Origin of the sequence: Pseudoalteromonas rubra, assembly GCF_005886805.2 — a bacterium.
Lineage (GTDB): Bacteria > Pseudomonadota > Gammaproteobacteria > Enterobacterales > Alteromonadaceae > Pseudoalteromonas > Pseudoalteromonas rubra_D.
On sequence record NZ_CP045429.1, the window covers coordinates 2,600,554 to 2,626,887 of the forward strand.

Consider the following 26,334-nt stretch of genomic DNA (forward strand, 5'->3'; position numbering starts at 1 on the left):
TGGCCGCCAGGCCTGTCACGGCATGGTTCTCCACTTCATCTTACCGGAACCTGGTGCTGCCACCTTTATAACCTTCATTTAGGTAGACTTAAAGAGTCATCATCGTAGTGTTTCCAGCAACGTCATGCCTTTCATCTTTGTGCATATTAAATTTCTGGCCAGCTATATAGCGATAGAAACGAAAGAGAGGAGATAGCCCAATAGCCTTTCTACCCTCTATTTCTGGGAAAAGATGGTGCGAAAGCTTATTCCACCAATCCTCAGTCAGTTTTTCAGAAACCCAATCTACTCGTTCATTACTTCTAATGTGAGTTAAATGAGACCGTCCTTTTTTGGTATCAACATCAGCAGAACGAAACCCATCTTTTTCCGCCCGCACGATAAATTCTTCACATGTTCTATTAGAAAGAAATGAATCAAGAGTAAAAATTCTCGCTGACAGAGAGTAAATTCATGAATCTGAGTTGACGCGCTTGTTATAATTTATTTTCGATTTCATCTTGTAGTTTTTCAAGCTCATCAAGGACTTTCATAAATTTGGCCCCGAAATCAGTGACTTTATACTCCACCCTTGGTGGCACCTCATTATAAGAAATTCGCTCCAGGATCCCAAACTCCGTATTTTTACGCAGGCACTGGTTCAGAACTTTGGTGGTTAAACCTTCAATGCTACGCACCATTTCACCAGGCCGATTGATTCCATCAGCCAAGAGCTGATAAACCGTAAGAGACCATTTGCAGCCATAAATAGTCTCCACTATCTTTGCACTTTCAGTCGGTGCGGTTTTTCTCAAATATTTTTTTTCTCTGTCTTTCATAAAGATGTACCAAAAAGTACCTACCTTACCAATTTGTACTTACTTTTTAACGCTATAGTGATTCGATAAATTATCTCCGTACCTTAACATACATCGGAGAATATCTATGACAACTTCAAACATTGCATTAATCGTCGGCGGTTCGAGCGGAATGGGCCTGGCAGCCGCAAAACAACTCGTCGCTCAAGGGAGCAGTGTTATTATCTTGGGCAACAACGCTGAAAAGCTGGAGTCGGCCAGGGTTCAGTTAACCGCATTAGCGAGCAGTGACATTCATATTGAGACAATACAAGCCAATCTCTATGAGCAACAAGATGTTGACAGAGTCATTCAAACGATAAACTCGGACGAAAGGCATATCCAATACCTTATTAATTCGGCAGGTTACTTTAACCCTAAGCCATATTTAGAACACAGTTCAGAGGATTATGATGCATATGCTCTACTGAATCGGGCTACCTTCTTTATAAGCCAAGCCGTATCCCAAAATATGCGTAACAATGGAGGTGGCTCCATTGTTCATATTGGTTCCATGTGGGCTAAGCAGGCGATCAAAGCAACCCCCTCTTCTGCTTATTCAATGGCAAAAGCAGGATTACACGCGTTAACGCAGCACATGGCAATGGAACTGGCCGACCATAATGTTAGGGTGAATGCTGTATCACCTGCGGTTGTGAAAACGCCCATTTACGAAACTTTTATCGATCCGGCAGAAGTGGATGATGCCCTTGCAGGTTTTGACAGTTTCCACCCCATTGGTCGTATTGGCACACCAGATGACGTTGCCAACGCTATCATGTTTCTTTTGAACGAAAGTGCAAGCTGGATAACAGGCGCGATTTGGGACGTTGACGGCGGTGTTATTGCTGGCCGAAATTAGGCAACAATCTTTATTGGAGGCCAATATGACTACTTTGATCAATGCTGATTTCAAGCAGCGTGTCGTAATTCGACCCGCCGACTATAAGTGGGTTGATTCTCCGATGCCTGGTGTTGAGCGTATGATGCTCGACCGCATTGGAGATGAAGTCGCACGAGCAACCTCTATCGTTCGTTATGCCCCATACACAACGTTTTCGTCGCATACTCATAGTGGTGGAGAAGAATTCTTAGTACTTGATGGTGTGTTTTCGGACGAGCATCAAAACTACGCAAAGGGGAGCTATGTGCGCAACCCAATTGGTACATCTCACACACCAAAAATAGGTAAAGAAGGTGCAACTGTATTGGTAAAGCTACATCAATTTGCTCAGGACGACACAGAGCAAAAAATGATAGACACTCAAAACCACCCGTGGCAGCCAGGGCTTGTAGATGGGCTAACGGTAATACCGTTGCATGAGTTTAAAGGTGAGAAGGTAGCCTTAGTGAAATGGGCACCTCACACTCAATTTCAATCGCACACCCATTGGGGAGGGGAAGAAATCTCTGTATTAGAAGGCACGTTTTACGATGAGCACGGCCAATATCCCAAAGGCACCTGGCTTCGTAGCCCACACATGAGCCAGCATACGCCTTTTACGAAAGAGGATGGCGCATTGATTTATGTAAAGGTGGGTCATTTGTAAACAGAACGTCCGCATAAGGCCCCCACTACACGCTTGCTGATATTTTGGGGCCTGGTGCCAAACCAGAAAGCGTGCAATAGATTGGTTTTAATGCGTTTGTTAGGCATTTCTGTGCTGTATTTGGCTTTCAATCTTCTTCATGAAGCTCTGTGCACCAAAGCATCTAAATTTAAAGATCCCGTACGGTGTTGTGACAGCGATGATTTTCGTCAAGAAGCCAAATTCTAGGTCAATATTGAAGATATGCTTTAGAGGAATGCTAAGCGCATTGTCGCCCTTATGGAATATCCCGTTCAAGGTGTTTGGGGTAAAATTAATATGATCTTGAGTAAGGGTGACTGCCCCCCCCGACCCAAAGGCCACCATATGCTTCCTTGAACTGACTCAGGACTAATTCAACTACCTGCTCGTGGAAATCGAAGCCTGACAGGTCTGCAAGATTTCCGACCAGAGATAGATCTTCTTTTGCATCTTCGATTAAAAAGTTACAAAGCTTTTTAGCTATTTTTAAATTTGACATATGCTTCCGTGATGTATGCCTGACAACGCCTAAGCGGTAAAAAATTATGTCGCATGTTTTTGAAAAAAGCGCCAGGATTTTGTATCCGAATTGCATCGCTTGTTATAAACCTACTTCAAATACCTAACTAACTTTTCTTTGAAAACCAACCAATAACAACCAGAAATGTAAATAACACTCGAATAGAACTGGAATGCGACATTAACGCTGTCTGTTGAATTTATGAAATGAATTCCAGGAAAAACCAACAAAAAATTTGGGATAATTATATTCAAAAATTTGTAATCTTTTCGCCATAAATAAGGACTAACAACGCCAATAATTAGCCCTATAAGAATACCAGTTAAGACTGCGAAATCGGCTCTATCATAATTAGCAAGAAGAGCAATTAATGCACATAATCCAAACAAGGCAATCCAAACTGACTTTTCAACAAACTTTAAGTTATATCTCGCTAAATCCGAATTTATCATCTATGTTCCATAAGATTACAACATCTTGAATAACGGGCCAATAATGCATGACTTAAATTAGTAAGGCTCGACCAAGCAAAGCTTGATTAGCCTAGCCCGTTGATATGCTTGTTAGTTTTCTTGGCCTTCCCACCACTTTATTAATTCGTTAATTGATGGGTATATCATATCTTTTTCAGTCGTAAACAATATTAAAGGCACAGTAGAAACATTGAACACTTCTTTACCTTGTACTGGATCAAAAACTTCGATTGTATAGCGGTCCCATTCACTATTCTCGGCTTCTAATCGTATATGTATTTTCAAGAATGGACCAACTTTTTTCGCTAACTTAGTTAGCCCGCTATTACTAAATGATACATTTTTTTTATCGATACCATTCTGAGACATTAACTCCTTGAATTGTTTTGAGTTAAGAACCTTACCCATATTCAATTGAGATAGTGATTGAGTATGAAGTGTTCGGTAGGATTCTTGAATAGAATCATGCAGCTCGGGTTTTATGTATTGAGATAAATATACAAATTGATACCCACTTTTACCTTTTATTGGTAACTTAACTCTAACATCTTCCTGACTAACAGTTTTGTTGGCAGGGAAAAAACCTGTACTTTTATCTAAAGTTAACGGTTTTACAGTACAACCGATTAAGAAGATAAATAAAATGGCTGATAAGATAAAATTGCATTTCATATGTGATTTACCCGTTTAAAAACTAACGTCTGCATAAGGCACCCATTACTCGCTTGCTAGTCTTTTAAGGCCTTGTCCCGACCCAACAAGCGTGTAATGGGTCGGCTTTAATACGATTGTATAGATAATCGACCTATCAAATTTACTTATTTTACCGATTTAGGGGAAAGTGAATCCCAGGCTTTAGTTGCAACCAAAGCCTTCTTTCACAGTAGTTCGATTGAATGTTGGCTCCTCTATTGAGAGACCAGTAACAAGAATGAACGCTGTAAAAGACTCCAAGCACCCCACTAGAATAGTCTACTGGGCCTCGAGCCCGCATTATGCAAGCATGAGTTAGCTTATATGAATACCAAAACAAATCAAAGCATCAACATTGGTGTCGATACCGGCAAGTTTCAGCTCAACATTTATATACGACCTTTAGATATTCACTTCACTGTCAATAATGACGAGCAACGGGTCCGTGAGACGACTCAAAAAATATGCCGTATAAGCCTGAACGAATCGTTATTAAGGCCACAGGCAGGCTCGAGATGCCATTCACTCTTGCATGCTCCAAAGCAAGTTTACTGTTCGTTATTGCCAACCCCATTCATTTGAAACGCTTCGCCGGTGCTATCGGTCAGCAAGCAAAAACGATAAACTAGACGCCAAGCTGATTGCACACTACGGCGCAGCAATCAAGCTCTCTATCGAAACTAAAGCCCGAACCTATGCGGCTTATGGGGCAGTTACATTACAAATTGGCGACGACAATAAAACCGCTCCTAACCGCCTTCAAAGATCAGATCCAAAAAATTGAAAAAAGAATCATCAAACTGCTCGAGTCATGCCCGGAATATCTGTTCACCTAAGGAAAGCTGAAAAAAGTTGCCCTAACCGCCTGTGTTAGAAAGATGGTTGTTACCTTGAACTCGATGTTTAGAGACGAAACAATGTGGGAAGCGCCAATTGCTGAAATTTAGTGATTGACGCCATAATCTCTTATTAAGTGCTAGCCCCCGACTCTTCTTGAAGGCTCTAATTGATGAAGATAGCGTGTGAATGTGTCTTTGGGACGCTCTAATTTATTTTCTGCCAGTACCCTAGATGCCATACCACGATGGTTACTACCATGCGTTAACAAATGGAGTAAAATCTCTTCGATTGACATCTGCCCTGTATCACCATCAACAAACTTAAATGAAACAACTTTTTCTAATTCTTCCTTCGATGCATCTCCCGTATACTGAACTAACCATGAGTCGTTTTGATTCATTATATCTCGCAGCTCCGATATTGTTGGAGTCTCAACGGTATTGTCACCATTATATTTGTCAGGCTCGCCTAAAATTCTGCTGATGAACAGGCTATCAACGACTGTTGTATGATTTAAGATTCGAACGAAAAAGGTAGCATCACTTTCTGAAAGCATTGATAACTGCTGCTCTCCAATATCAAGCAATTCATTATTTGCCCACTTTTTATATTGAAACGCCTTAGAAAAGTCCATTCTTTCTCCATTGTTATTCGTTTAAAAATTGCAAAACTCAACCTGCACCTAACGCCCTGCTAACCGAAGGCAAATTTGGAAGTTACCTTGTGATAAAATGAACGAAGCAAATCACAAAACAACTGGAGTGTTTGGCTTCGAACTAAGCGGCTTGCTATGTATTTCTAGCCACTTCTAGAAAATTTATTTTCTTACAGTGAATTGTTACAGGCCAAAAATGGTCAATATCTAAGTAAAAATGCAAATTTCCGGTGGAACATGCTTCTTTGGAGTCATATTGAAACCTGTTGATTCGATAACCGAGCCAACCATCCTCTCGAGCAGCATTGATGTCACTCACAAGGTCTCTAACGTTTGAAGAATTAAAGATTCCACTTAGTATTAGTTTTACAGTAGGCTTTTCAACATAGAAAATCTCATAGAGCTGTACCACGGCCTCAAGCCTGCCCCTTTCGTCAAAAGAGATATCTACAATAATAGAATCATGTAAATTAAATTTTATATCGTCAATTGCCATTGATTAGCCTAAACACATAACGCTGAGCTCAGCCATTTTTAGCAGTCGGTTTCAGCGCCTTGTTATATTACCGTTCACATAGCCTATTTCAGCTTTTTTGTTATACGTTTAGCCTGCCATTCCTGGAGGTAGAATGTCAAATTTCGGAACATTGTCAGGAAAGGTTGCCCACGATGGTGCTGAAGATGCATAAATCGACATTTTTGGAGTGAAGTTATTATGTTTTAATGAAGTTGCCGATACTGAGTAAAAATTACCCGCTGTTACCTCTGCGCACAAAGCTGTGCTACAAGTACTACAGAAGTGATAATGTACCTCTTTTCCTGAACCTCCAGAACGCGTATACGAGGAAGGTGTACCTTTAGTAAAAGAAAAGTTTTCTATTGGCACCCAAAGCCCAAACCATTTATCCGATCCAGTAAGCGCTTGACAGTCTTTACAATAGCAAAAAATAGAATTTATAGGATCTTTATCAAAACAAAATTCAATGTCCCCGCAACGACAACTTCCAATGTGTTTTTCCATGCTATCTCCAGTGTGGTTGATTTCAGAAATGGATAGGATGAAATCAAATTCATATTGACTTTCCCCATCCAAAGATCGACTTCATCCTAGAGCAGAATTTATATATGATAAAGAACATATATAAATATGAGAAGGCCTAGCCTTATGCCCTATACAAAGGAGCACAAAAATAAAACCCGCGAAAAAATTCTTGATAGTGCCTTCAGGCAGTTTGTATTAAAAGGTTTTGAAGGCGTTACAATCGATGATTTGATGAGAAGCTGTGGACTTACCCGAGGCGCTTTTTATGCGCACTTTACAAGCAAAGCAGAGCTTTACCGTGAAGCATTAAATTTCGCTACCAGCAGTACCAAGCTTGCCAACCTTAAACCTGAAGATTTATCAAATAAACAATGGCTATGCCTGTTGTTAAATGAATACCTAAGTATGGATCACGTAAAAGGAAAGAATCCATGCCCTCTCGCGTTCTTAGTTACAGACATCAACATGAAGAATGGTGATGCCAATATCGCTTACGCGAACACTTTTCACGGTATGAATGCAGCAATTATGGAATACGCGAAAAGTTACACGGATTGTGACGAGCAAGATATTTTGTCGGTAACTGCAATGATTATCGGGGCAGTAGCTATAGCGCGAAAGCTTCAGGATCTAGATTCTATTCATAGTTTATTAGAAGCATGCAGGCGAGAAGCTGGCGCAAAGCTGGGAGGAATATAACACCTTATTATATGTATATTACTCCTGAGTTAACCAGTAATTATGAGCCCAATTGCATGATCTGAACACTGCCAAGGGACATACATATTGTTAAGGTATTGAGAGTAAGCTGTTTTAATATATGCTGGTTTATATATTAAACAGTAGTCATATAGCCTTTCGGTAAAATTACCAGCTTTGGCTCCATACAACAAATATTGATCGAGTAAGCTTGTAACCACTTTGACATGTTCCAGCTCAACTTGGGCACTCTTAAGGTTATTTTTTGAAATTGCATCTTATGCATTTTCCACACCTTGCGATACAACATGGTTGAGTCTTGCATTAAGTGAATGCGGTGGCATGTACTCTCCATTTACACATAACGTTGTGATAACAGGCACGTGCTCGCACCAAACCTGACCAAACCAATGTATTCACGACACTTTCTAGCACTTCGAGATCGGCAGGGTGTCCCGTTCATGGCTTTATTAAATTTTCACTTCACCATCGATGAAAACAGATACTCATTATCCTCTACCGATAGCATAATTTTGTAAGAGATAAATTTTTTAAATTTCAGGTCATACTCGAAATCTGCCAAGAGAGTCCCGTCATAACATGATTTTTCATCTTGGATATCTAACTCACACTTTAAAAAATACCGGTATTTTGACAACTCATAAAATTCTAGAGAATGTCGTTCGTTATTCCATCTCGAGCCATCGCACCAAAAGTCACTTGGAAGCTCCGTTTTCCTGAGGAGACACGTTACATAATAGCTAACCCAGAAATCTAAGGTACTCAAGAATTCTGAATTCGAAATGTTGGCTCCCTGCTGCTTCAATGTATTGCCCAAATCAGCCTCTAGTCGCCTGAAACGTTTCTTCAATATTCTTTGATTGATACGATGCCCCACGAAATTTAACGCTTTACTAAGCGGCAATAAAATAGCTGGCTAAAAATTTTTTGAGGCACGAGCAATGCCCACTGCTTTTTGTCCGCATTTACGACTTTGTTATGCGCTTTCCCCCTAAAACTTGTTTCCGCATTTAGGGCAAAATTTATACCTTTTTTCGACTTCAGTGCCGCAGTCACCACAATACTTATTATCACTCCCATTTGACAGCCTGTTTAAAGTTGATTCAAACGGGTCCTTTTCTTTGTCATGAGCGACAATATCTTGTGCCGAGAAACGATTTTTCGCAAATGCATTGTACAAATGATACGCACCTGAAATGCAACCAGATAAAATTACAAAGTAGCCAATTAAATGAAAGTAGCTTTCATTATCCGTTTGATTTAACCAAATCAAACCAAATAAAATGCTGCCTGCAATCTCTCCTACTCCTAACCCAAAAGATGGAGCTCTACCTGTTTTAATCGAAGCAATATTTCCATCTTCATCAGCAATAGATACCCTTTGAACTGGTTTATCCTTGATCCGCTCTTTAATTAATATATTGATTTGTGCTAATCGTTCTGGATAAGCTTCACCATCAATACTCTCTTTACATTCAAGTAATTCCTCAAGCGTATATTGTGTATAATCAATCTCTGTCAAAGTAACCTCAAATCTTCTGTGCACATAACGCCTAATTGGGTCCGCGGAAGGCGTCACCTAGATTCTCTTGTTAGGTGTAAACCTGCTCATTACAGGTAATGTTCTTACACACTATTTTAATGGTAGCTTCTGATGCCATAAGAATTTCATGTAACAGGTAACCACCCTCAGTTAGCCTAACTTCATGGCAAACTATATCGCCATGGTATGTGTCTGCATAGTTATACGGATTTTTAGTACCCTCAAAAGCATATGATTCTATTTCTTCATATTTTAGAACTATATTTCGGTCATGCATTGGCCCAAGCAATTCGATCTCTATAGTTGTACTCGGGTTAAATGGCCTTTCTTTGTTTCTATGCTCTTTAATATTGATGCTTGTAACCCAAGAGTCATGTAATGATTGCGGACTCTCAAGATCATGGCGATTTACATCAGTGGCAAACTCGTAGACATGGACGGGAATCTTCCCCTTGCGAGCCCTCATATACTCTAAATAATCGTCAAACGACTCATACATAACTATCTCTCTTGATTACACATAACGCCCGCATTAGGCGCCCATACTTTTAAGCCTTGAGCCGGCCCAGTAGGCGCTTATTGGGTCGACTTTGATGCGCTTGTTATGTTTGCCCGCCGGCTATATTTTGTGCAACAAAGAGCTTAACCTGATTTGACCGGCTTAGTCCACGCTTATAATCTTGAAGTTCAATACGCTCAAGTAGCGGCTGCTCTGATAGATCGGAGCGAGCGAATTCGACACTGATGAGACATGAGCTATTAATAAGAACAAGATAGATATCTTCAGTTTGTTCAGAGATACTGTATGGGACACAGCCATTGACTGTAGAATGCCCACTGGACTCAAGAACTTGCTTCAGCTTGAATCAGAGCGAAAGCTATCTCGTGATGCCATTAACTGCTCACGAAAATCTAATTCCATTTTGCTACCGATTAGCTTCATTGCTTAACCCTGAAAAACATGAAGACACCATAAGCGATTGAAATCGTTTAACTAAATTGTGAGGCATGAACATAGCCAACTGATTTAACCCCGCCCTTCAAGGTCTTGTTATACACCATTTGTAAACAAAACTGAATTGTCTGTTGGAGGTGAAGTACACTTTAAATTAGCAGTTACGTATGGCCAATGAACTCGTTTTGCATGAATCACAAACCCTTGCTTCATCGTATAATTGGTCAAGGTAAATGAACCTGGGCAAAGTTCTCCGGATCTGCGTAGCAGCTTAAACCTCAACTTCTCGTACGATTCATTACTAGTACCATCAACTTGAACAAGAAATGATTGTTCACCTAGCTTTTGTTCAGAGAATCCACTAGCGCCATTTTCAGGATAGCCTTCAATTGGTTGATATGAACTACAACCCACTATTACCAATGATAAAGCGAATATTGCCAATCTAAGCAAGGTAACTCCATAGATGCATTACGCCTTACTAATAGGCGCATAAATGCTTAGCTAAAATTAGTCACGAAGGAGCGCATGCCAAGCGTTTTGCGCCCTTTCGAGTAATTTGTTATATGCCCTTAAGACAAAAAGGAAACTTTGCCTTTTGCTATTTTCCAAGGGCCCGCATATAAACCAAACTCTAAACCAACATGCATCAGCGGTTCATGTACTTCGGGACTTAGAAAGTCACTTCCAACTTGTCACCAGGAAATACTTCTTCGACATTACCCAGATTAATAGAGCATGACGCAAAAGATGCACCAGAAGTTTCCAAGCTTTTATAAGAAATAGCTGGCCTAGCACCATTAATAAATCTCGCCAGAAAGTCTTTATCGTTAACTTTTAAAACTTCTACTTCAGCTAAAATAGTAAAGCTCATTCGGATGTCTCTCTGGGCATATAACGCCCCAGTCAGCGAGCAATTGAAGCGCAGCTTAAATTGACCCGCTGTAGCTGATAGTTATCTTTTTTGTCGTTTTGAAAACCAACCATAATAATGGGCTGCATGTCCTGATTTTAGTTGATTTTCCAAATATCTATCTAAACTCAGAATTTTTTATTTTTAAAAATTCGATTTTTAATCGACACAAGGTGATAAAAATCCTTTGGGAGTCTGTTACAAGCATTATTGATGTCGCCAATCACAGAACTATGCTTACTTATCGCCTCGTACTCATAAATCTCATGGGCCAATCCAAATTCTTCTTTTTTTTAAAAAAGCCTTTGTCTACAAGTCTGTCTATTTTTTGGTGCTCAGGATTAAAATATGCATTGCTCATTTCAAAAATTACTGTAGAAATCTTTCTCGCTGGTAAAAGATTAGGGTTTACATGTATCTCTAACCCCTCGTCTCTAGCATATGTATTCCCTGATCTAACGGAAATAGCATCTTTTATTATATAGGTACGGAATATAGGTCTGGATCTAATATCTTTAACCATTTCTCTGTATGTAGGACTTTTTTAGATTAGTCAATCATCAACTTCATCATTTGATCGTTTAACATTAAAATCATAATCAGCAAGGTTAGAAGACGAAAAGAGCCCTATTGCTACAAAAATTAAAAACTTCATAAACCTTCCTTGAAAATATAACGCCATAAGTAACGGCGTTTTTTAGTCCAAATTAGCCATATATGATACTACTAGAGATAAGGCTAGTCTCTCATTAATCCGAAAGGAATTATATTTAATTCCACTCCATTTCCGATAGCGAATTTTACGACCATGTAAAACAACCTTAAAAAACCAATTCACCCTATTTTCTCCACCGACAAAAGCTACCAATTCATCGTTTAAATAAATTTTACTGTAGTTGTCAATTTTTAACTTACCTTCGGCTAAATTGCTATATTGGCTACCAAACCATACAAAATCTTTAATCGTCTTTTTGTTTAAGTATGTTTCAAAGTCGCCATTGCAGTGAAGCTTGGCTATCAAAGTTTCACCTTTCGGTTCTATCAATTCATAAACGTAATACTTATTGTCAAAAAAGCTTCGGAACACTCTATAGGTATTATTAGTATCTTTAACTAAATACTCCCACAAGTCTCCTTTCAACTCTTTGAAACCTTCTAAAGAATCTGAGGTAAGAGCAATTTTTTTATTCCATAACAGGTTAACGACTGACAAACTAACTTACCCATCTTTATAAAATCAAAGTTTTAATCAAAATATAACGCCTCGAATAACGAGCCAATAATACTTGACCATAATTAGTGAGGCACGAACACGCTAAGATTCACCCTCAATAGACACCCATTATTGGGCACCATCCCAACCTTTCCATTCCTTAGCAATGAACTCAAAGAGATTAACGAGGAATTCGCAGTCGGTGTATCCCGAAACCCTTTCCCTGAGTTTCACAGAAGGACTTTCATAGGTAACTGAGAAACAATCGCCGTCACGCTCACTAAAAGTAAGGATAGCGGCGGTGTTACCTGATTTAATAACTACCCTATCTATATTGATGACTTCTAACGCCTTACTAATGGGCGCATAAATGCTTGGCTAAGATTAGCAACGAAGAAGCACAAGCCAGCGTTTTACATCCTTTTTAGTAACTTGTTAGGCATTAGTATACAGCGGTTCATCATCTTTCCAGAAATGACCAAAACAAACGGTAGTAACAACACCGTACTCAGATTGAATCTCAAGCTCTTGTTCCGGAAAGGAGTAACTTTCCATTGAGCCATAATCTTCAAATTCAAAAGGCGTTTCGATGATTACCTTAAGTTTAGAAATAGCAACCAGCACCTCTAAGCCTATTATGTTAACACCTTGAATTAATAACGTTGGATTTGAGCATTGAATCCAGTGAAGCCTGTCAGTTTCATCCATCCAAAACGTACACTTAAGTTTGTTGTATTGAAGAAGCAGCAGCCCATCATTATCGGTGTCTATTTTGTTGGGCTCTCCTATCAGCCTTTTTAGGGTAACTTGATCAATGCCAAACCTAATATTACCTAATCCAATCCCGAATTTTACTTCCATGCTAAAACCTAGACCTAACGCCTTAATAAACAGTGGGAAATAGCAGGCTAAACTAAGCGAGGAATGAGCGCAAGCCTGCTGTTTTGCGTCCACAGTTTAATTAACTTTTTATATTTCCAATGAACTAATCTTGGAAATCCCAAGGTATTTCTTTTTTGAATAACTCGATAGAAGCTTCAACAACCTCTAGCGGGATATCTTTGTCGTAAGTTGTTACTTCACGCGACTTTTTTGTGTCATCACGAAATATCTCAAGTATCAACTTACCCTTGAAATAAATCTCAACTCCTATTCCATCTCGACCGTTACTGACATCACTTGCTATTGTGACCTCATACTCGTTGTTAAGAATCGCGACAGACTCCAATGGAAATATAATGCTTGCAGCAACGGCGCATGCTTGATGGACGTTTTTTCCGCGAAGCGATTAGCAATAAATAGGCCAGCGAGTATGCGTCCGCTTTGACTGACTTGTTAAATGGCATACACACCGAGCCTGCTAATTGTAAAACTAATAAACTCTCCAACTACACTTGGATCATTTGTATGGATTATATCTTCTTCCTTTAAAATGCCACAATCAACTGTAACTGGGTTTATCGAAATTATTTGACCGAAAGCTCTGTATCTCCAGCCTGAAACTTGTTCAATGCACTTTTTCTTTTCAGGGTTAGATTGGAAAATTGATTCCCAACTTTCATCTTCATCGAGGGAATTTGAAAACTCAAATGCAAAGCTTTCGCCTATTTTGGGAAGGTTTTCGATATCTAGCGTCAATTCATCCATAACACAGTACTGCTTCCCCTCTATTTCAAGGGTAGCTTCTAGATATGTACCATTGGTTGATATAAATATTGCTTCCATCATGCCATTTAACGCTCGATTAAGTAGCCCGAAACGCCTAGCGACCTTTTCTGCATAACACCTTAAACACTAAACTACCTGCAAACTGAAAGTGCAGCGTTGAGGGTCTGCTTAAATTTTTTGTTAGCCATGCATGCAAAGTTCTGCGATTTTCTGAGCTTTGCTTATTTCAAGGCCTTTCACAAAATTTTCATATAATTCATGGTCAGTTTCATGAAGTACGATTAAGGGACGAGCACCATCCGGTTGAGGGTGTACGTCAGTGGCCAAAGCATACGTACTTTCATAGTAAGGTAGATAATTGCACAACCACCCAAAGTAGGCTCGGTCGATATCTGGTTGTTCATAAGTTTCTACGTAATGGTTATAGCTAGACTCACTGAGAGAAACCCAAACACCCCACATAAAAGGGTCTTCTACTCCAATAATCGGTATTTCTAAGATTACTCTGATAAAGTAGTGGTAACCATCTTCATCCTTGTAGTAGCACAAGTCTGAGCCTAGCTTACCTTCATTTTGTACTTCTTCAGGCTGCTCGAGGTAAGGATCAGGCGCTCTGAATCCAAAACTGGGTGACCCTTCATGCATCTCTCCACAGGAAGAACACTTAAATGCGAATATACTACTCAATTATTACTCCTTGACGGCTAACGCTTGGCTAACAGGCAAAATTGAATAAGCTAAAATCGAGCGAAGCGACGAGCTTATTTAATTTTGTCTTTGTTTAGCGCCTTGTTATTTGTCAATTTGATTAAATCTAATGACATCTTTATGAAGACCATAGGCCAAACCAACACCAGATTTTTCATTTGTAAAGAATTGAATCCAGCCGTTATTGATGCCATCTTCCCACTCTGAAATATCACCGTACCTTTGTAAGTACAAGGTAACTTTCAAGTTTATTCCATCTTCTGAATCTCGACCAGTTGGGTCGTCATACCATGTAGAGCTTACTAAACCGCTTTTTAAATAAAATCCACAGGAAAACTCATCAGAGCTAGCTCTATAGAAGTCTTCATTATCTTCGTGAAATCTTTCAATTTCGCTCGAAACAGTTTGAAGTATTTTCAAACCTTCTTCAAAGGTTATACCTAGTGGAATATGTGGTGACTTTAACTTCATACTTTCCTTAGCAAATAACGCCCTCTTTTAGGGGCTGATAATGTTTGGCTAAAATGCGTAACGTACCGAAACCGAGCCAAACTTTAGCAGTCCCGCTTGCACAGCTTGTTAGCAATACTACCCAAAGATTACCACCAATAAAAATAAAACTGAAAAAACACCAATAGAAACAAGCTTTTTGGATTTATAGCGTTTCACTTTCTCAGTTTCAATTGGCTCCAACGGCACGCAGTAAAGAGAGTAAATTGGAAGTATTGTAGTGAAAGTAAACCAGATAGCCAAATATAAAATAGTCTGAGTAAACAGTGATAACGCACCCAAAACAAAGAGACCAAGGAAAACTATTTGCCGATAAGAGTCATTTACGTCTTTGGTATCAATTGAGTGTTTACCACAGTTTGAACATGTTGCAGGGCTACCTTCAAAAGATAGGAGCTTAGAAAAGTGGCTAACGCTTTTTTGATTACAGTGTGGACAAATAAAAGCCATAGTTCCCTTGTATTGCTAACGCCGCAAATAAACGGCAAAAATTAGTTGGCTATAATTTGAGGCACGAACCAAGCCAACTGGTTTTTGTCCGCCCTTTTTAATTTGCCTTGCTATGTGTATTTTAGCTCTATAATTTCCAGAGCTTCAACTTTAAGGCTAACAGCTTTATTTTTTGCATCTGTTACTTGAGCATAAGATTCAGGATCATCAGAGTCAAACCATTCGAGGTGAGTCATAACCTCAATTGCGTTAGCTAACACAACATTTTCGGTTTCGTCCTCATAAACGATACAAATAGGATATTCTGGAGTGTTTTCCAATGCTCGATTGTCCTGTAAACATAAGGCTTTGCTAAGGGGCAATTACTAGTTGGCTAAACTTGCGCGAAGTGCCAAGCCAACTACTAACTGTCCCAATAAGTTTACGAACGAACTTGAGCAACTTGTTATAATCCATTTACTCAAATTCGTCCGAATCGTATTTAAAAGTTACATCAAAGCAGCGTTCTGCATGCTTTGATGAGTTAAATTTCCATTTCTTTAGCGCACGAAGTGATTGCCTATCAAAAATTCGTCTTGGCTGAGAGCGAGTGATTTGGTGCTCTACAACCTTACCTTCGCTATTCACTGTAACCCTAAAGTCAACGTAACCGACACCTAAGAATCTTTCGGAATGTATTGGCCATTGAGGGTTTACAGCTTCAATTAACTCAAATTTTTCACCTATGCACGAATCTATCTCATACATTTCGGTATTAACAAATGACACTAAGGTTGAGGCTAAAACTAATTCGATCATCATGGATTATAACGCTTGCCTATCCGGCGCGAAATAGCAGGCTAAAGTTAGCGAGGAAGGAGCACAAACCTGCTGTTTTGCGTCCTTTGCTTTAGGTACTTGTTATAAACACCTTGCTTGATTACCAAAGATTGCCCCTTCATTTGGCGCAAGAGCTTGGACATAACTTATTGAACTAAATTTACTTTTAGTACTATTTAGTCGTTTTGAAGGGTTAGAGGCTTTAAACTTGCCTACAACCCTAACCAACTTTCCCTCATATGCATCAGCCAACTTCTGAATATGAGCTTCTGCATTTTCGCTTTTGTATGCAACTTACTCAGCTTCAAACGGTTGAGAAATACCATTTTCGTAGGCTCTTGCTATGTAGCTAGCTTGATCAAGGTATAAACTTCCACTTTCAAACTCTACACTGATCACACCAACGGTTTGGACGCATTTACCGTCATACTGCTGTGGTGATGACAACAAACTTACAAAGGATACTTTTTCAGCAGCAAGGCTAGAAAATGCTGTCATCAAGAAAATTATGCTAAAAAATTTACTCATATCTCGAAGTGCTTATAACACCTTATTAATGGGCGCATAAATGCTTGGCTAAAATTAGCGACGAAGGAGCGCAAGCCAAGCTTTAGACGTCCTTTCCATTATTGATTTGTTAGCCGCCACCAGCCGCCATTATTGTAGCTCCTATAAATACAGCAGGCACAACGACTACAGAATCTATGACGATTGTGGCTGGAGTGGCAACTATTTTTCCAGCCGTTTGAGAAAATGTAGATGGCTGGGCAATTGCTATCCGCTGTCTTTTTTCAAGCTTTTCTAATGGTAAATCTCCCTCTACCATGAATCGCTTTCCTTCTACTAGGTTCGTAAGTCTATACCTTTTCAGGAGTTCATCCTTTTTGAAGCCGAGCGACAAAAGTTGATTTTCTAATTCTGGGCTAGGTTCTTCGGTTAGAAGAGTTAGCGACACAACCCCAATAATTGTATTGTCTTTTCTCAATTCAAAATCGTTAAAAGATGGGTAGAAATCTACCTCTCTGGATAACGTAAGCGCCTCACCAAAGTTCTTATTGATTTTGAAAAGGTAAGCTGAACTAGAGGCAGTAACGAATAACTCCCCAGAATCACTTTTCACGTAGAAGCCGTCTATCACCTCTTGCTTGTATTCGGGAGCCCAAAGTTCGGTTGTACACCCGGAAATGAATAAGGCGATAAGTAACAAGAGTTTTTTCATAGAGCTTCCATTTTTATGCGTAGTTAATTTAAACAATCTGAGCGCCTTGTTATGCGTGTATTGCACGTAGCTCACTTTCCATGCCTTTATATTCTTTGCCTACCAAGCCAAGTATTTGATGAAAGCGAAAACCTGACTTTAATACGTAGATACTGTTCTTTTCGGCGAGCGCGCTTAAGTTTTTCGAAGAACTTACTTTCAATCTCTTCGCTCCACTCTTTATTCCTGTACCAGCATTCGCTACTCAATCGATAATCCTTTACGCATAACGCTCCGCTAAGGGGCAAATAACGTTTGGCTAAAATTAAGCGACGTAGGAACAAAAGCCAAACTTTTTGCGTCCTTTCTGCTTTGGCGTTTGTTATGTAAATTTACTCGAATTCCCATTCGGAAATGTCATCTACGGGGCGTGGCAACCTGCCTTCTAACCATTCAGCACAAGTTCCTGGACTAAATTCCATATTTTCGCACACTATTACCCAAGATAAGAACTCTTCAGGGCCACCATTCATATATGGTGGTGGCGACACAGGGTAAAAAGATGTTGGAAGCCTCTCATCTAGTGATAAATAATTTAGGACATGGCCTAATTCTTGGACTGTATTCCAAGCTAAATGATGAGTTGTATCAATTGTGAACTTAACCCACCAATTTTCGTTCTCTTCTGAACCATGTGTTATTACACCAGTGACCGATGGTACATTTTCTAAGAACTCGATTAATTTTGTAAATGCTCGACTATCCATAATTCACATAACTCCGTTGTGACCGGCAAAAAATTATTGGCTAAAACGTGAAGCGAAGTGTAACAGCCAACAGTTTTTTTTCCGCGTTGACGACTTTATTAGGTGCTTGAGATTCCATTAACCACAGCCTCGACATTCTTAATTTCGTTTGCATCAATTTTATCAGAGTCAGTGTTATAAGTTATGAATATTAAAGAGTGGTCTATGACTATGAACCAATACACCCAATAAACACCCTGTGAAGTAAATACAGACTTATAGCCCCTCTTACCGTCACCGGATATACCCGTTAGTTCACCTGCACCATTAATTTGTGATTGAGCGATTTCAATAAGCTCTTGATCAAGTATTGGGGTTCGACTAACCATTGAGCTTAGCTGCAAAGCACCTTTAGCATTCTCTTTATAGAAGTTATGAACACCATCTACTTTTCGCACGTAGTAATCATGTGTGATGGGTAACACCCATGCCTGAGTCCTAATTTCTATGCTTTCGTTTTCACCTCGTTGCGGTACGGATGAGCAAGAAACTATAAGCAATAGAGAAATGATTATGAGTATTTTGGCTTTCAAGTTAATTGTTTCCTTTTCAATTATTTGAGCACTTTCGTGCGCCTAATGCTTGCCCTAACCGGCACAAAATAGCAGGCTAAAATTGGCGACGAAGGAGCACAAACCTGCTGTTTTGTATTCTTGGTTTTACGGCCTTGTCAGGTTTTGTTGGCGAATTGCCTGACTTGCTTTTTGAGTGATACCCAATACAGCAGTATTGATAAAACTACTACAAAATACAGGTACTCGTTAATAACAGGCAAAGCAAAGTAAGAAATACCTGCAATTGTAGCTACTAAACGTCCATGAGCATAGTAAGCAGCCCAAAAAACCAAAATGGCTGCTAAAAAAGACGCAAAACCGATGACCGTCAAAGTTACTGATAAAACAAATTCGCTTTCATCGGACAATTCAAAGGGAACAGAATCTAAAATAGGCAGTAATAAAAGTACTAAAACTATTCCAAAAATGTTCTTTTTGACGACATTCTTCATAAAAACCTAACGCCTGCGATAAGGTGTGCCCCACTGAACCAGCAAAGCACAACGAACTCCGAACCAAAACCGCCGAGTGTAACGCATCACCTTGATTGCTTTGTTACAAGCCTTATCTAAGGTTCAGAGCCTTTAAAAGACCATTATGAACCACGGCTCTTTTTCTGGGCGAAAAAACAGCCTTTTTCCTTCGATGCTTCCACGCATACCTTGGACTATCATACTTCTGCCAAACATTACCTATCCAAGATGTACTAAACAAAATATTAAGAATTTTCTCAGCATGCTCATCATCCAAACCATATTCATCTAAGCTAGATTTAAATTGATGAGTTTCAAATCTTGGACCAATTTCAGACAATATACCCTCTAGACTATTTCTCACATCTTCATCAACCAATCCAACCAGAGCATCACTCAATTCGGATGCAAACCATTCTGAATATGAGTTAAGCGCAAAAAAGACATCTTGCTCATTAAACGGAGGTTCTTTTTTCAATGATTGCATCGCACGGAAAAAGCTAATCAAATCACGAGGTAGGCACCTTGTACTATCGAGAACAAAGAGAATACTATCTCTACCTAAAATTTCTATTGGAAACCACTCCTTCCATAAGTATTTAATATCTTTGTTATACCCAGCCATATGAGCTCTGTTTTCGATAACCTTTAACAAGTAACTATCAAATGGCCGACCAACCTTGTCATACCAATCTAAAGATATTCCATTGTCATTGGCGCGTTTCGTTAAGTTGGGATCGGGTACTAGATCCAAAACCTCATCACGAAATAAAATAATAACCTTACTGTGATTATTATTGTGAGAAAAGAAGTTATTTACCTGCCTTGTTGCAGCAACAAGATCTGCTAGATATCCAGCGAAGTTTCGACCATTACGTAATAAATAATCCAATCCATCTAGAACAAGAAAATGACTTGATGAAATTTCAGGAAGTTCACTTAAAGCTAATTCAATAGCATTTACTAATTCAGCAGGATCTTTTACTTTTGACTCAACAGATCTATCAAACTTACCTTGGATTGAAGCTAGTGTTGATGAAAACTTTGAATACAACCCTTTCCTTGAAGTTTCTTGAACTACTTGTATTAAACTATCAGATGCAAGCAAACCATATTTTTTAAGATCATCAAATAGCGCTTCCGCAGAACTCCCCGCATCCGTTAAATACTTATTATCCTGATACAAAGAAACCACTCTAATATATAAGAGTAGTTTCCAAACTGTAACACTACCACCTAATTTTTCACCCGAGATTCCAGAGGTTTTCTTTAATAGATTAAATTCAAACTCTTCTAAATCATCCACTTCACAAAAAAAATCCCATCGGGATTCTGACATAGCAGTTAGTTTAGATGCCAAAGCTGATTTTCCTGCTCCTTTGGGACCATATACTAGGTACTTGTTTGGTTTAAAAATTTCCTCAGTAATACTGTTAATATCAACATAAGCCGAGTCAATTAACTCAGGTGCATGGATACGTTCTTCCTGTGCATCCGTATATTCAAAGTTTATACTTGAAAACTTCACATTCTCTCCTTAAATTATTTGCTTGTAACTTCTTGCTAAGAAGCGAAAAATAGTTGGCTATAATCAGCGACGAAGGAGCGCAAGCCAACTGTTTAGCGTCCTTTTGAGCAACTTGTTAGCTGCGTTTTAAATGCGGTCTTATTTCTTCCTCTAGTGCTTGAACAGCATTAGATATTTGAATTGTTAGTTTGTTTTTATCATCGTTAGCGGCCCAAACATCCGATTGCACTGACTTTCCAAACTCTCGATCGTTTTTAAAGCTCTCACCATCTTCTGCTTTATTATGAATGAAAGCATCAATTGAAACTTGTAAGTTTCTTGCACATTGCTTCATTTCATTAGTCTTGTCTCTCATGGTTTTCCCCAAAGAGCTTCACCTTCCAATGCTTGAGTTTCAAACTCTTGGATTGCTTCAGCAACAGGCTTCCATCGTTTAGAGTAAATGTGCGCATGAGCATTAGCTTCTATTTCTGCTGTTATTTCATCAGAATTCCTCGGGTAGTCCTCAGGGAATTCGTAACCACAAATCCAAGGTGAACGAGCGTACTTTAATTCGTCTCTAAGTTTGTACGTGGCCAAAATTAAAGCTCTACCGACTTCAAACTCGGCTTTGCCTTTCAGCTCTCTACTCCAACTTTTTAAGCCCAAGATAGCAACTGTTGCAGTAGTAATCGCTGCACCAGAAAGAACAATATTCATAATAGCTGTAATAATTTCTGTGGTACTCAAGCTTGATTCTCCATAAAGCAGCTAACGCCTCGCATAACGGGCTAATAATGCTTAGCTAACATTGGTGAGACACGAACCAAGCCAAGCTTTATTAGTCCATGCGTTAATGCGTTTGTTAGAGTTCAAGTGGATACACGGTAAATGAATTATCCCCTAGTTCATTAACAACCCTATAATTACGCAAAATATCACAGACTTTAATCTCCCATACATAATCAAATGCACCTGCTTTGATATGAGTTGCGTTTTTATCAACGTCCCTATTAATATCAAACTTTCTAGTGTTCAATAGCTTTAAATGCTCGCAATCTTGAGAATAAAGTAACTCGCTCAAAGATATATAATCCAAAGTCCATCTAACATCATTTTTATCCATTAATGTGCTAGTGACTATTTGGACGCCTTGCGTATCTATACGGGAGCGTATTTTCTTTAAGAGATCATCACTAACTTCAATTTTATCCCCATTTATGAAAAAAACATGACTTTCTCTACTTACTTCAGTTGTAGATTTACAACCGAAGAGAAACATTCCTAATAATATAGTGGTAATCAACCTCAACACTAAACTCCTTTTGAACTCTAACAGCTTATTAGCGTGAATACCGGTTAAACCCCGTTCCTAAAACCGTAAAGATCCACAGCCAAATTAATTTATTCATATTAATAACAATAACCTACCACCATTGCCCACATTGCTCAAGCCAAAATGGCTTTGTTGAAACCGAGCCTCGTTCATGGGGAGACTAGTAAAAAATATTAAGTGACACCCACCGGTAAATCCACAGACCAATTGTGGGCAGGTTCAGTAAAGAAATGCAAGACTATCAAATGCTGCGCTCTCTATAAGCTCTGAGTAGTGAAAGTCGTAAGTTTAAGCACAAAATCCTGAAGATTAATCAGATTCGGACAATACAAATGCGCATCCAAGCCTCAACTTAGATAAATCGAAATGGTACTTACGGGAAGGTGCTAACCCAGTAATCGCTCGCACTGAGTCAAGTTGGCGCGTCGTCTTTTATGAAGATGCTCACAGTAATCTGTCATCGCTTGCTTTCGCCCTACCGCGCCATGGAAGACCTTCGTAAACTGCGTAGTAAGCTTGAGCCAGTTGTCTAGCTCTATTTGCAATCGTGTCAGCAAAGGCTGGCTATCGCTGATATAACCCCGCTTATCTGCACGCATACATCGACCTGTTAATTCAACTAGCTGTATGTAATAGGTCAGCTCAAACGGCAACCCTTTAGGCATGTGCTTTCTTGGATTGCCCGCAAAACGCAGTAGGCTTTTGGGTTGCTTGCCTTGTTGTGCATGCTCAATACGCTTTTTAATGCTGGTGTAATCTGACGTTTCCGGTGTATCTACCATTTTGGCTCTGACTGGGTTCAGGTCAACATAAGCCAGGCACGCTGCCAATGCCGCTTCATCCAACAAAGCCTGTGACTTGAATCGCCCTTCCCAAAACCGGCCTGTGCAACCATCTTCTTTATTGGCCCTGCGGGCAATGTCTTCATTAAGCACCCGCATAAACCAGCTGATGCTTGCAAGACGGTGTCTGAATTCAGTAATATCAGCTGCCAGCATACTGTACTCGGATGCGCTCAGCTCATCACCATTAATGAACTTGTGCGTCAGCCAGTTGCCTTTAAACAGTTTATGCCAGCGAAGCACTATCGCTTTATCTGATAACCTTAGTGCTTTCTTATCGTCCACATACAACACAATATGCGTATGATTGCTCATAACCGCATAGCCACACACATCAATGCAAAACACCTTCGCAAGGGTCAGTAATTTTTCCTCAACCCAGTCTCGCCGATGTTCATAAGACTTGCCCGTGACGCGGTCTTTGCCGCACAAAAATGCCCGGCGAACACACCGGGATATGCAGTGGTAATACTTAGTGTCTGATAAGCTGACCTGCTTCTTCCTTGCAGTTGGCATACTTTGACATTCTCAATCCATTGAGCATTACCTAAAGGTAGACGACGTACATTCCGCACGCCAGTTTCGGGTGGGTGTCTTTTCAATCGATAGCGAACGAAGTGAGACGAGCCAAACTTTAGTTGTCCTGCTTGAGTGGCTTGTTAGGTTTTTCTTCAACATTATTAAAACTAAAGATAGCTGATTCTGCAGGTACACTTAACTCCATTGATTTTATTGTCGATTTTGATTTTGCGATAACAACTTGTTTTGAATTATCCCAAAGAAAAAGGAAGTTGCCAGCCCAGCCTATGAACCTTTCTTTGATTGGCTTTCCATTAATTTTGATAGTTTGTTCATTGTTTTTAGCTCGTTCTGCATTAACAGCTCCCCAGCCGTAAGAATACAAAAGAGCTATACATAAAATATTAACAACCAAGACTCTAGTTTGTTTGTGATTAATGTATTGACTCGCAAATTCCGCATTTCCAATGATGACAATAACAGGAATATTAATTAAAGCCGCAACCTTATACCAACGGATATTACCAACCTTGAAGAATATTACGTATAGAGCCAAAGCTAGCATAAATAAGAACATAAAATTAAATAGCAAACGAATATATTTTGCTTCAGGTAAATCAGCTCCACCGCCAGGAGGCATAGCCTTACTTAAAGGTGTAGATATAAGACTGCCAATAGTTAAACCAATGATTAAGAATATTGATGAGTAAATTAATGGGTAGAGCGCACTTTTAATTACATCTGCTAACGCAATATGATCAAGCACATTAATATTGAAAGAACTCCAATATCCGAATAAATATAGAAGTGAAATCACTAAACTATATGGAGCAATAAAAGTAATAAATTTTTGCAAAGTGAGCATAGCTCCGATAAAAACCTAACGCTTGCCGTAAACGGCACAAAATAGCAGGCTAAAATTAGCGACGAAGGAGCACAGCCTGCTGTTTTGTGTCCTTGGTTTAACGGCCTTGTTAGCTATCGGGCTAACTTAGTCCCACCAAATAAATACTTTATTATTTCTAACGTCAGTACTAGGGTCAAATTCCATGCCTTGAGAATTTGCCTCGTTTTTAAAAATTTTAAACAAGGCGGTTCGTTCCGATTCAGAGTTTGGCAACGTTACAACGATTGCATCAGCGTATGGGCCACCCTCTTTTTGTACTCTTTCCTCTTCATCGTAAATTGAATCTTTAGAAATTACGACTTTGACAGCACCCAACTCATAAAGCTTCTCTACGAATTTAATAGCATCCTCTGTTCCAGCAAACCTATTTCCTGCTAATGCATACTTATTTTTATTTTCTTTAAGCCACTCTTTTGCTTCTGGGGCATTTAACTTTAAAAAGTATAAAGTTACACCCAGTAAAGCTAGAATAATTACCACAATTTTTATCATATGCTTCCTAGATAGCTAACAGCTTATTAGCGTGAATACCGGTTAGATCCAGTTCCTAAAACCGTACATTGTCACAGCTAAATTATTTTATTCATAATAAGAACAATAACCTACCACCATTGCTCTCATTGCTCAAGCCAAAATGGCTTTGTTAAAACCGAGCCTTGTTCATAGCGAGACTTGAAGTCTCGTTATGTAAAACTATTAACATTATGAATATAAAGAACTTAAATTAGTGTTTCACTTAAACGAGACCTTCAAGCGCGGAGAAAACGAGAAATTTGACTTGATAATTGGCCGCATTCACTTATACCTGTATAAATAAACAGCATTCGGAGTAAAGATGTCTTATTCACCTTTTTTGGAATCTGTACGCGTTGAGCTCAGGACCAAGCACTACAGTCTGAAAACAGAGAAAAGCTATCTGTACTGGATCAAAGGCTACATTTTATTCAATGACAAAAAGCATCCTGATGAGATGGGCAACAGAGAAATAGAACGTTTCCTCAACCACTTAGCCGTTAACCGGGCGGTGAGCGCTGCAACGCAAAATCAAGCGCTGTGCGCCATCATTTTTTTGTACCGTTTTATTATAAAGCGAGACATCAAAGGTTTAAACTATTCATTCAGTAAGCGAGATGTCACATTACCCACTGTTTTAAGTGCAGATGAAGCGCAAAAAGTGATAGCTAACCTTTATGGCGTACATAAACTCATCGCGTCACTTTTGTACGGCTGTGGGTCACGTATCAATGAAGCTTTAAAACTTAGAATTAAAGACCTCGATTTTGCCAATAAGTCTATTTTTGTTTTTCGGGGTAAAGGCCGTAAAGACAGGTACACCTTGCTGCCTAAGTCATGTATGCAGGCACTAGAAGAACAAATGGCCGTGGTTAAGTCGCTTCACCAAAAAGACCTGAACGCTGGTTTTGGACTGACCTCCCTGCCACCTGCTCTGATCCGTAAATACGGACATGCTGTGAAAGATTTCTCCTGGCAATATTTATACCAATTTAACTGAATACCTGTTCAATTTGAAGGATGAAATATGACGCTAACTGTGTTAAATATTTCTCATTTAGAACAACTAAATAGCAAAATTTTTGCCTAGTTATCATCGATATTTCCTCGCCTCAAAATAGAACACTTAATTAAGCAAATTGGTATCATTTCCCTCTTCCACTCGATGTATTCACCCGACAGACGGGTATGTCTGCCGTCACCATTTACATGAAACGGCATTTCGCAAGCAACTCAGGGCTGCGGTGCTGGCTTCCAATATCACTAAGCGAGTTAAGGCGCATACTTTCAGACACTCATTTGCCACTGAACTGCTGAAAAATGGTGCTGATATAAGGACAGTACAAGAGTTATTAGGCCATACAGATATCAGAACAACCGAGATTTATACCCATGTTATGGGTGATAAATTTGCCTATACAACAAGCCCGATTGATAAATTATGATATTCGCGCGCAGCACTTATTTGTCCAGATATTTTAGAATTGAGTTGCGGTAGCTCCCGGCTCTATGGCCGGGCTGAAGAGCGTAGAAGGTAGAGGGAACCCTGT

At 39.4% G+C, this 26,334-nt stretch carries 33 protein-coding genes and 2 pseudogenes; 6 read left to right on the top strand and 29 right to left on the bottom strand.

Features of this window, described 5'->3' with window-relative positions:
* Positions 1-88: 88 nt before the first annotated feature.
* Positions 89-379: a hypothetical protein gene (locus CWC22_RS11240; RefSeq protein WP_138536522.1), complete on the bottom strand. Its 291-nt coding sequence runs from the start codon at positions 377-379 to the stop codon at positions 89-91.
* Between the two features lie 97 nt (positions 380-476).
* The gene (locus CWC22_RS11245; protein ID WP_138536520.1) at positions 477-818 is read right to left on the bottom strand and encodes a winged helix-turn-helix transcriptional regulator; all 342 of its coding nucleotides are present in this window, start codon (positions 816-818) and stop codon (positions 477-479) included.
* A gap of 100 nt (positions 819-918) precedes the next feature.
* Here CWC22_RS11245 and CWC22_RS11250 point away from each other — a divergent pair, with 100 nt between their 5' ends.
* Both CWC22_RS11250 and CWC22_RS11255 read left to right on the top strand, forming a co-directional pair.
* On the top strand, positions 919-1,698 hold the full coding sequence (locus tag CWC22_RS11250; protein ID WP_138536518.1) for an SDR family NAD(P)-dependent oxidoreductase: 780 nt from the start codon (positions 919-921) through the stop codon (positions 1,696-1,698).
* A 25-nt stretch (positions 1,699-1,723) separates the two neighbouring features.
* Complete coding sequence (locus CWC22_RS11255; protein WP_138536516.1) at positions 1,724-2,386, top strand: cupin domain-containing protein; 663 nt, start codon at positions 1,724-1,726, stop codon at positions 2,384-2,386.
* Positions 2,387-2,699: 313 nt separating this feature from the next.
* Here CWC22_RS11255 and CWC22_RS11260 read toward each other — a convergent pair whose 3' ends face one another.
* Both CWC22_RS11260 and CWC22_RS11265 read right to left on the bottom strand, forming a co-directional pair.
* A complete protein-coding gene (locus CWC22_RS11260) occupies positions 2,700-2,906 on the bottom strand; it encodes a hypothetical protein (protein ID WP_138536514.1) in 207 nt (68 codons plus the stop codon).
* 584 nt (positions 2,907-3,490) lie between these two features.
* Positions 3,491-4,072: a hypothetical protein gene (locus tag CWC22_RS11265; protein WP_138536512.1), complete on the bottom strand. Its 582-nt coding sequence runs from the start codon at positions 4,070-4,072 to the stop codon at positions 3,491-3,493.
* 345 nt (positions 4,073-4,417) lie between these two features.
* On the opposite strand from CWC22_RS11265, the pseudogene CWC22_RS11270 reads away from it, so the two are divergent.
* Positions 4,418-5,040 (top strand): annotated as a pseudogene (locus tag CWC22_RS11270) (IS110 family transposase).
* A 29-nt stretch (positions 5,041-5,069) separates the two neighbouring features.
* On the opposite strand, the gene CWC22_RS11275 reads toward CWC22_RS11270, so the two are convergent.
* The 3 genes from CWC22_RS11275 to CWC22_RS11285 all read right to left on the bottom strand — a co-directional run bounded on the left by CWC22_RS11275 (position 5,070) and on the right by CWC22_RS11285 (position 6,609).
* A complete protein-coding gene (locus tag CWC22_RS11275) occupies positions 5,070-5,567 on the bottom strand; it encodes a DinB family protein (RefSeq protein WP_138536508.1) in 498 nt (165 codons plus the stop codon).
* Between the two features lie 154 nt (positions 5,568-5,721).
* Positions 5,722-6,084 (bottom strand): hypothetical protein, encoded by a 363-nt coding sequence (locus CWC22_RS11280; RefSeq protein WP_138536506.1) that lies wholly within the window; start codon positions 6,082-6,084, stop codon positions 5,722-5,724.
* A gap of 108 nt (positions 6,085-6,192) precedes the next feature.
* On the bottom strand, positions 6,193-6,609 hold the full coding sequence (locus tag CWC22_RS11285; protein WP_138536504.1) for a GFA family protein: 417 nt from the start codon (positions 6,607-6,609) through the stop codon (positions 6,193-6,195).
* A gap of 144 nt (positions 6,610-6,753) precedes the next feature.
* On the opposite strand from CWC22_RS11285, the gene CWC22_RS11290 reads away from it, so the two are divergent.
* Positions 6,754-7,329, top strand: a complete 576-nt coding sequence (locus tag CWC22_RS11290; RefSeq protein WP_138536502.1) for a TetR/AcrR family transcriptional regulator — start codon at positions 6,754-6,756, stop codon at positions 7,327-7,329.
* 1,012 nt (positions 7,330-8,341) lie between these two features.
* Here the strand turns inward: CWC22_RS11290 and CWC22_RS11295 are convergent.
* The 22 genes from CWC22_RS11295 to CWC22_RS11400 form a co-directional block, all read right to left on the bottom strand.
* Complete coding sequence (locus CWC22_RS11295) at positions 8,342-8,896, bottom strand: zinc-ribbon domain-containing protein (RefSeq protein ID WP_206074233.1); 555 nt, start codon at positions 8,894-8,896, stop codon at positions 8,342-8,344.
* A 46-nt stretch (positions 8,897-8,942) separates the two neighbouring features.
* The gene (locus CWC22_RS11300) at positions 8,943-9,392 is read right to left on the bottom strand and encodes a hypothetical protein (protein WP_138536500.1); all 450 of its coding nucleotides are present in this window, start codon (positions 9,390-9,392) and stop codon (positions 8,943-8,945) included.
* Between the two features lie 1,129 nt (positions 9,393-10,521).
* Entirely contained in the window at positions 10,522-10,722 is a 201-nt protein-coding gene (locus CWC22_RS11305; RefSeq protein WP_138536498.1) for a hypothetical protein, read from the bottom strand.
* Positions 10,723-11,458: 736 nt separating this feature from the next.
* Entirely contained in the window at positions 11,459-11,974 is a 516-nt protein-coding gene (locus CWC22_RS11310; RefSeq protein WP_138536496.1) for a hypothetical protein, read from the bottom strand.
* A gap of 435 nt (positions 11,975-12,409) precedes the next feature.
* Positions 12,410-12,835 carry a hypothetical protein gene (locus CWC22_RS11315; protein ID WP_138536494.1) on the bottom strand — a complete coding sequence of 142 codons (426 nt, stop codon included), beginning with the start codon at positions 12,833-12,835 and terminating at the stop codon, positions 12,410-12,412.
* A gap of 474 nt (positions 12,836-13,309) precedes the next feature.
* The gene (locus CWC22_RS11320) at positions 13,310-13,702 is read right to left on the bottom strand and encodes a hypothetical protein (protein WP_138536492.1); all 393 of its coding nucleotides are present in this window, start codon (positions 13,700-13,702) and stop codon (positions 13,310-13,312) included.
* A gap of 120 nt (positions 13,703-13,822) precedes the next feature.
* Positions 13,823-14,329, bottom strand: coding sequence for a DUF2199 domain-containing protein (locus CWC22_RS11325; protein WP_138536490.1), 507 nt, complete (start codon positions 14,327-14,329; stop codon positions 13,823-13,825).
* A 105-nt stretch (positions 14,330-14,434) separates the two neighbouring features.
* A complete protein-coding gene (locus CWC22_RS11330; protein WP_138536488.1) occupies positions 14,435-14,821 on the bottom strand; it encodes a hypothetical protein in 387 nt (128 codons plus the stop codon).
* Positions 14,822-15,420: 599 nt separating this feature from the next.
* Positions 15,421-15,630, bottom strand: a complete 210-nt coding sequence (locus CWC22_RS11335; RefSeq protein WP_138536486.1) for a hypothetical protein — start codon at positions 15,628-15,630, stop codon at positions 15,421-15,423.
* Positions 15,631-15,766: 136 nt separating this feature from the next.
* The gene (locus tag CWC22_RS11340; RefSeq protein WP_138536484.1) at positions 15,767-16,111 is read right to left on the bottom strand and encodes a TonB family protein; all 345 of its coding nucleotides are present in this window, start codon (positions 16,109-16,111) and stop codon (positions 15,767-15,769) included.
* 312 nt (positions 16,112-16,423) lie between these two features.
* Positions 16,424-16,657 (bottom strand): hypothetical protein, encoded by a 234-nt coding sequence (locus CWC22_RS24440; RefSeq protein ID WP_230090568.1) that lies wholly within the window; start codon positions 16,655-16,657, stop codon positions 16,424-16,426.
* Between the two features lie 109 nt (positions 16,658-16,766).
* The gene (locus CWC22_RS11350) at positions 16,767-17,348 is read right to left on the bottom strand and encodes a hypothetical protein (protein ID WP_138536482.1); all 582 of its coding nucleotides are present in this window, start codon (positions 17,346-17,348) and stop codon (positions 16,767-16,769) included.
* A 371-nt stretch (positions 17,349-17,719) separates the two neighbouring features.
* A complete protein-coding gene (locus tag CWC22_RS11355; RefSeq protein WP_138536480.1) occupies positions 17,720-18,094 on the bottom strand; it encodes a hypothetical protein in 375 nt (124 codons plus the stop codon).
* Positions 18,095-18,192: 98 nt separating this feature from the next.
* The gene (locus tag CWC22_RS11360; RefSeq protein WP_138536478.1) at positions 18,193-18,666 is read right to left on the bottom strand and encodes a hypothetical protein; all 474 of its coding nucleotides are present in this window, start codon (positions 18,664-18,666) and stop codon (positions 18,193-18,195) included.
* Positions 18,667-18,803: 137 nt separating this feature from the next.
* On the bottom strand, positions 18,804-19,139 hold the full coding sequence (locus CWC22_RS11365) for a hypothetical protein (protein ID WP_138536476.1): 336 nt from the start codon (positions 19,137-19,139) through the stop codon (positions 18,804-18,806).
* A 112-nt stretch (positions 19,140-19,251) separates the two neighbouring features.
* Positions 19,252-20,688 (bottom strand): P-loop ATPase, Sll1717 family, encoded by a 1,437-nt coding sequence (locus tag CWC22_RS11370; RefSeq protein ID WP_138536474.1) that lies wholly within the window; start codon positions 20,686-20,688, stop codon positions 19,252-19,254.
* 115 nt (positions 20,689-20,803) lie between these two features.
* Positions 20,804-21,043 (bottom strand): hypothetical protein, encoded by a 240-nt coding sequence (locus tag CWC22_RS11375; RefSeq protein ID WP_138536472.1) that lies wholly within the window; start codon positions 21,041-21,043, stop codon positions 20,804-20,806.
* Positions 21,040-21,417, bottom strand: a complete 378-nt coding sequence (locus CWC22_RS11380; RefSeq protein ID WP_138536470.1) for a hypothetical protein — start codon at positions 21,415-21,417, stop codon at positions 21,040-21,042. Before CWC22_RS11380 ends, CWC22_RS11375 begins: the two co-directional genes overlap by 4 nt.
* A gap of 115 nt (positions 21,418-21,532) precedes the next feature.
* A complete protein-coding gene (locus CWC22_RS11385; protein ID WP_138536468.1) occupies positions 21,533-21,982 on the bottom strand; it encodes a hypothetical protein in 450 nt (149 codons plus the stop codon).
* Between the two features lie 407 nt (positions 21,983-22,389).
* Entirely contained in the window at positions 22,390-23,361 is a 972-nt protein-coding gene (locus tag CWC22_RS11390) for a transposase (RefSeq protein ID WP_138536466.1), read from the bottom strand.
* A gap of 118 nt (positions 23,362-23,479) precedes the next feature.
* Positions 23,480-24,229, bottom strand: a complete 750-nt coding sequence (locus tag CWC22_RS11395) for a hypothetical protein (RefSeq protein ID WP_138536464.1) — start codon at positions 24,227-24,229, stop codon at positions 23,480-23,482.
* Positions 24,230-24,355: 126 nt separating this feature from the next.
* Positions 24,356-24,763 (bottom strand): hypothetical protein, encoded by a 408-nt coding sequence (locus tag CWC22_RS11400; RefSeq protein ID WP_138536462.1) that lies wholly within the window; start codon positions 24,761-24,763, stop codon positions 24,356-24,358.
* A 343-nt stretch (positions 24,764-25,106) separates the two neighbouring features.
* Between CWC22_RS11400 and CWC22_RS11405 the strand changes: the two genes are divergently transcribed.
* A complete protein-coding gene (locus CWC22_RS11405; protein ID WP_138536460.1) occupies positions 25,107-25,784 on the top strand; it encodes a phage integrase N-terminal SAM-like domain-containing protein in 678 nt (225 codons plus the stop codon).
* 148 nt (positions 25,785-25,932) lie between these two features.
* Positions 25,933-26,229, top strand: a pseudogene (locus tag CWC22_RS11410) (tyrosine-type recombinase/integrase); the annotation flags it as partial.
* Positions 26,230-26,334 lie beyond the last annotated feature (105 nt).